General features: G+C 46.1%; 2 protein-coding genes and 2 pseudogenes. 3 read left to right on the top strand and 1 reads right to left on the bottom strand.

Going from position 1 to position 4672, the window contains the following annotated elements:
* From FTU29_RS17715 to brxL, 3 genes and pseudogenes are all read left to right on the top strand, one after another.
* Positions 1 to 229 (top strand): hypothetical protein (locus FTU29_RS17715; protein WP_373423643.1); only part of this gene is annotated, 229 nt, incomplete at its 5' end.
* Positions 130 to 2202, top strand: a pseudogene (gene pglZ, locus FTU29_RS17055) (BREX-1 system phosphatase PglZ type A); the annotation flags it as partial. The gene FTU29_RS17715 and the pseudogene pglZ, both read left to right, overlap by 100 nt.
* A 29-nt stretch (positions 2203 to 2231) precedes the next feature.
* The gene (gene brxL / locus FTU29_RS17050) at positions 2232 to 4271 is read left to right on the top strand and encodes a protease Lon-related BREX system protein BrxL (RefSeq protein WP_005021615.1); all 2040 of its coding nucleotides are present in this window, start codon (positions 2232 to 2234) and stop codon (positions 4269 to 4271) included.
* 123 nt (positions 4272 to 4394) lie between these two features.
* Here the strand turns inward: brxL and FTU29_RS17045 are convergent.
* Positions 4395 to 4547: pseudogene (locus tag FTU29_RS17045) on the bottom strand (IS3 family transposase); the annotation flags it as partial.
* Between the last annotated feature and the right edge of the window lie 125 nt (positions 4548 to 4672).

Genomic DNA, 4672 nt, shown 5'->3' with positions numbered 1-4672 from the left:
AGTACCAGCGTACGGCCCACAGAATGATGTCACGCTGAAAATGCCGGCCTTTGAATGGGTTCATGTGCAGCTCCATCAGCAAAAGGGGATGATAAGTTTATCACCACCGACTATTTGCAACAGTGCCATCCAGACTCCTTTGCTGAACTGGAAAAATTCCAACTGGTGCCAGCTTTGGTCACCGCATTACAGGCGGAAATTGGTTATCCAGCATCGGTTGAAGAATTGAATGGGGAAGCACCATTCAAGCTCGGTACGTTCTTTATCCGTTTGATGACTACAGGTTTCTGTGAAAGCCTGGGCGATATACCGCTATGGGCTCAAGAACTGGTGATGTCATCCGTCAGCTCCCGTGCGACGGCTAGAGCCTTTTTGTCGCGCTGGAGAGACAGTTCTAAATACTACCCAACCTTCGATACGCTTTCCCAGACCGTGGCGAATGCACTGCGGATCCAGGAGAGGGTCGGGGCCTTTGATCTGGGGCAGCTGCTGGATGTCATGACCTTTGAAGTGATTGAACAAAAGATCATTGTTGATTTGGCCAGTCATATCCCTGCAGCAACCAAAGCTGAACTGGAACATTTCAGAACGATTATTTCTACCCGTCTGGATGGTTATTGGGCTTCCAAACATAAGGATGATGCAACACGCCGTAAATATCGTACTGTCTATACAGCGTTGCAGGCAGCCATTGAGCTGTTTAGCCTGCGACAGCAGTTTGATGCCGGTTTCTATTTCGACTCCAGTGAAGCTTTGTATAAAGCCTACGAGCAGGAGTTGTATCGCTTTGATATGGCCTATCGCCACTACAGTGCTGCTTCTCAACGCGCTCATGTCGATATCCTGAAAAAACTCGATGAAGAAGTGGAAAATTGCTATTCCTACTGGTTTATTGACCACTTGGCACGCAACTGGGGCGAGCGGATTGAAGCTGAGCAACGCTTGAATGTCTGGAAAATGGCAGATATCCCAAATCAGCAGAACTTCTACGATACTCACGTTAGACCCTTACTCAGTTCCGCAACGAAACGCCGTATTGTGGTGATTATCAGTGATGCTTTCCGTTATGAAGCTGCGGTAGAGCTGCGTGATCGTATCAATGAAAAGCGTTATTCTGAAGCGACCTTGTCTTCACAGCTGGGCGTTGTCCCAAGTTACACCACACTTGGCATGGCCTCGTTGTTGCCGCATCAGACTTTGGAGTACAAAGAGGCCGCAGGTGATGATGTTTTAGTAGATGGGCAGTCCAGCAAAGGGACTGCAGCACGATCCAAAATTCTGGCTGCCTATAATGGATTGGCAGTAACCGCTGAAATGGTAAAAGGCTGGTCGCGTGATGAAGGCCGTGAAGCGCTGAAAGATCATGAGCTGATTTACGTTTATCACAACGTGATTGATGCACGCGGTGACAGTGCCTCGACAGAATCAGAAACCTTTATGGCGGTAGAACATGCTATTGAAGAGCTGACCGAACTCAGCCGCAAAATCTTAATGCACTTCAATATTTCTACCCTGTTGATTACAGCCGACCATGGCTTCCTGTTCCAGCAAAGTAAACTGGAATCTGCGGATCGTTCAAGCTTGACTGAAAAACCTGCCAATACATTGAAGAGCAAAAAACGCTATGTGATTGGGCATGGTTTACCAGAGAGCAAGGAAGCCTGGAAAGGCTCAACCCAAGCTACGGCAGGCACATTATCTGCGACTGATTTCTGGATTCCAAAAGGGGCGAACCGTTTCCATTTCGTAGGAGGCTCACGTTTCGTGCATGGCGGCATCATGCCTCAGGAAATTGTGGTACCGGTACTGATGGTAAAACAGCTACGTGGTGAAAAGGCTGGACAGCGGACCAAGCGTAAAGTTGAGGTCATTTCTACCAAATCCACGCTGAAGATGGTCAATAACATCCAGAAGTTTGATTTGATGCAAACCGAAGCTGTCAGTGAGCTGGTCATGCCAGTGACTTTATCCATTGCCATTTATGATGGGGATCTTAAAGTTTCCAGTGAAGAAACTTTGACTTTTGATAGCACTACCGACTCTGTTGCCGATCGGGTCAAACAGGTCAGACTGTCATTGTCTGGCACTGATTTTGACCGTAAGAAAGATTACTTCCTGGTACTGAAAGACAAAGACCTGAATATCGAGATGCAACGCTATAAGGTCACCATTGATTTGGCATTTACCGATGACTTCTTCTAATAACGAATTAACGATAGAGCGTAGCCTACATGGAATCTGCTAACGATAAAGAACTGGATCAGCTGCTGAATGAACACTTTGCTGGGCGGGTGGTACGTAAGGATCTAACTAAACTGATCAAAGAAGGGGCCAATGTCCCTGTCTATGTACTCGAATACCTGCTGGGGATGTACTGTGCCTCGGATGATCCAGAGATCATTGAACAGGGACTACGTAACGTAAAGACCGTACTGGCTGAGAACTACGTCCGACCGGATGAAGCCGAGAAGGTGAAATCCCTGGTCCGTGAACGGGGCAGTTATAAGGTCATTGATCGGGTGACTGTAAAGCTGAATGAGCGTAAAGACAAATACGAAGCATCATTTAGTAATCTTGGCATCAAAGATGCCGAAATCTCGGCAGGCATCGTCAAAGAGTATGAAAAATTACTTGTTGGTGGTATCTGGGTCATTGCTACGCTCAGTTATTATTTTGAAGAAGGACAGACTAGTTCTCCATTTGGCGTGAGCTTACTCAAGCCGATTCAAATGCCGAATATGAATATGGATGAACTTTTCAGTGGCAGAGCAGCATTAAGCACTGATCAGTGGCGCGAGAGTTTAATCCGTTCGATCGGCATGGAACCGGCTTCGTTAAAAGAGGATGTGCAATGGCACCTATTAGCGCGTATGGTTCCGTTCGTTGAAAATAACTATAACGTTTGTGAACTGGGACCACGCGGTACCGGGAAAAGCCATATTTACAAAGAGTGTTCACCGAATAGTATTTTAGTCTCCGGTGGACAAACGACTGTCGCCAACCTGTTCTATAACATGAGTAGCCGCCGTATTGGTCTGGTGGGCTTATGGGATGTGGTAGCTTTTGATGAAGTTGCTGGTATTTCCTTTAAGGACAAAGATGGCGTACAGATCATGAAAGACTACATGGCCTCAGGATCTTTTGCCCGTGGTCGTGAACAGATGGAAGCCTCAGCTTCGATGGTTTTTGTGGGTAATATTAACCAAAGTGTTGAATCCTTGGTGAAGACTAGCCACTTATTGGCTCCTTTTCCTGAAGCCATGATCGATTCAGCATTCTTTGATCGCTTTCATGCCTATATCCCGGGTTGGGAAATTCCGAAAATGCGCCCGGAATTCTTTACCAACCGTTATGGCTTGATCGTTGATTATCTGGCTGAGTTCTTCCGGGAAATGCGTAAGCGTAGTTTTGCGGATGCCATTGAGAAGTACTTTAAGCTAGGGAATAACCTGAATCAGCGTGATGTGATTGCCGTTCGCAAGACGGTTTCTGGATTGATGAAGCTGCTCTACCCACATGGTCAATTTAACAAAGAAGATGTACGGCAATGCCTGGAATATGCGCTGCAGGTGCGCCGTCGGGTCAAAGAACAGCTGAAAAAAATTGGGGGGATGGAATTCTATGATGTGCATTTTAGCTATATCGACAATGACACCCTAGAAGAGCATTTTGTTTCGGTAAAAGAGCAGGGTGGAGGTGGACTTATTCCCGAAGGTCCTGCTAAACCAGGCTTCCTGTATACCATTGGCCTCAGTAATAAGGGCATGCCAGGCTTATACCGCTTAGAACTTCAAGTCACTAAAGGTTCAGGAAAATTGGCGACATCTGGCTTATGGAATTCAAGTAGTGCCAAAGAACAGGTCAAGATTGCTTTTGATTACTTCAAGGCCAATGCATCCCGGATCTCGGGGGGCAGTAAGGTGCTGGAACATGATTTCCACTTACATGTGGTGGAATTACAGAATACCGGCCCGCTCAGCCATCTTGCTCTGCCAAGTTTAGTGGCTTTCGCTTCTGGCCTCTTAGGACGATCGGTACAAAGTCAGATGGTGGTACTGGGTGATATGAGCTTGGGTGGTTCAGTGACACCGGTGGAAAGTATTGCCGAATGTCTGCAAGTTGCTTTTGATGCGGGTGCCAAGAAGGTTGCTTTACCAATGAGTAGTGCGGCAGATATCCCAACGATTCCTGTGGAACTGTTTACCAAGTTCCAGACCAGCTTTTATGCAGATCCGGTGGATGCGGTGTTTAAAGGGTTAGGGGTGGATTAATTTCATATCTGTCTGGAAGAGTTACAGTAGATTGTTTTAAATTCAGTTTCTCAAGTTAAACACCATGTTGTAAAAGCATAATACTGCCTCTTTTAAAGAGCTAGTATTTTAGGGGGGATTACCCTTCATTTTTTTTTGATCAGATATCTGTTGTACTTTGACAGGATTTTGTTGATCTAAATATTTTTGATACCAAACACGCAATGTTTCAGGAGTACAACCGATTTTAGGATCAATAGCTGTGATTGCTGCCCAAGTAGAAGGATAATCTTTTTGGCACTGTTGCAAAGTTAGCGATGAGGCAGCCTTTTGTCTTATTCAAAGGCCTTACATTTCAAAAACTCTGCTTACCAGGCGCATTTCGCCCAGGGGATCACCATAATAAAATGCTGAGGCCTGGC

Source organism: Acinetobacter sp. YH12086, from assembly GCF_013419345.1.
Lineage (GTDB): Bacteria > Pseudomonadota > Gammaproteobacteria > Pseudomonadales > Moraxellaceae > Acinetobacter > Acinetobacter amyesii.
The sequence above is the reverse complement of the archived record's forward strand: the minus strand, read 5'-3'. Positions and strand labels throughout refer to the sequence as shown.

Bases quoted from the DNA above. Each gene is read 5' to 3' on its own strand.
- brxL (WP_005021615.1), top strand. From the start codon at position 2,232: ATGGAATCTGCTAACGATAAAGAACTGGATCAGCTGCTGAATGAACAC.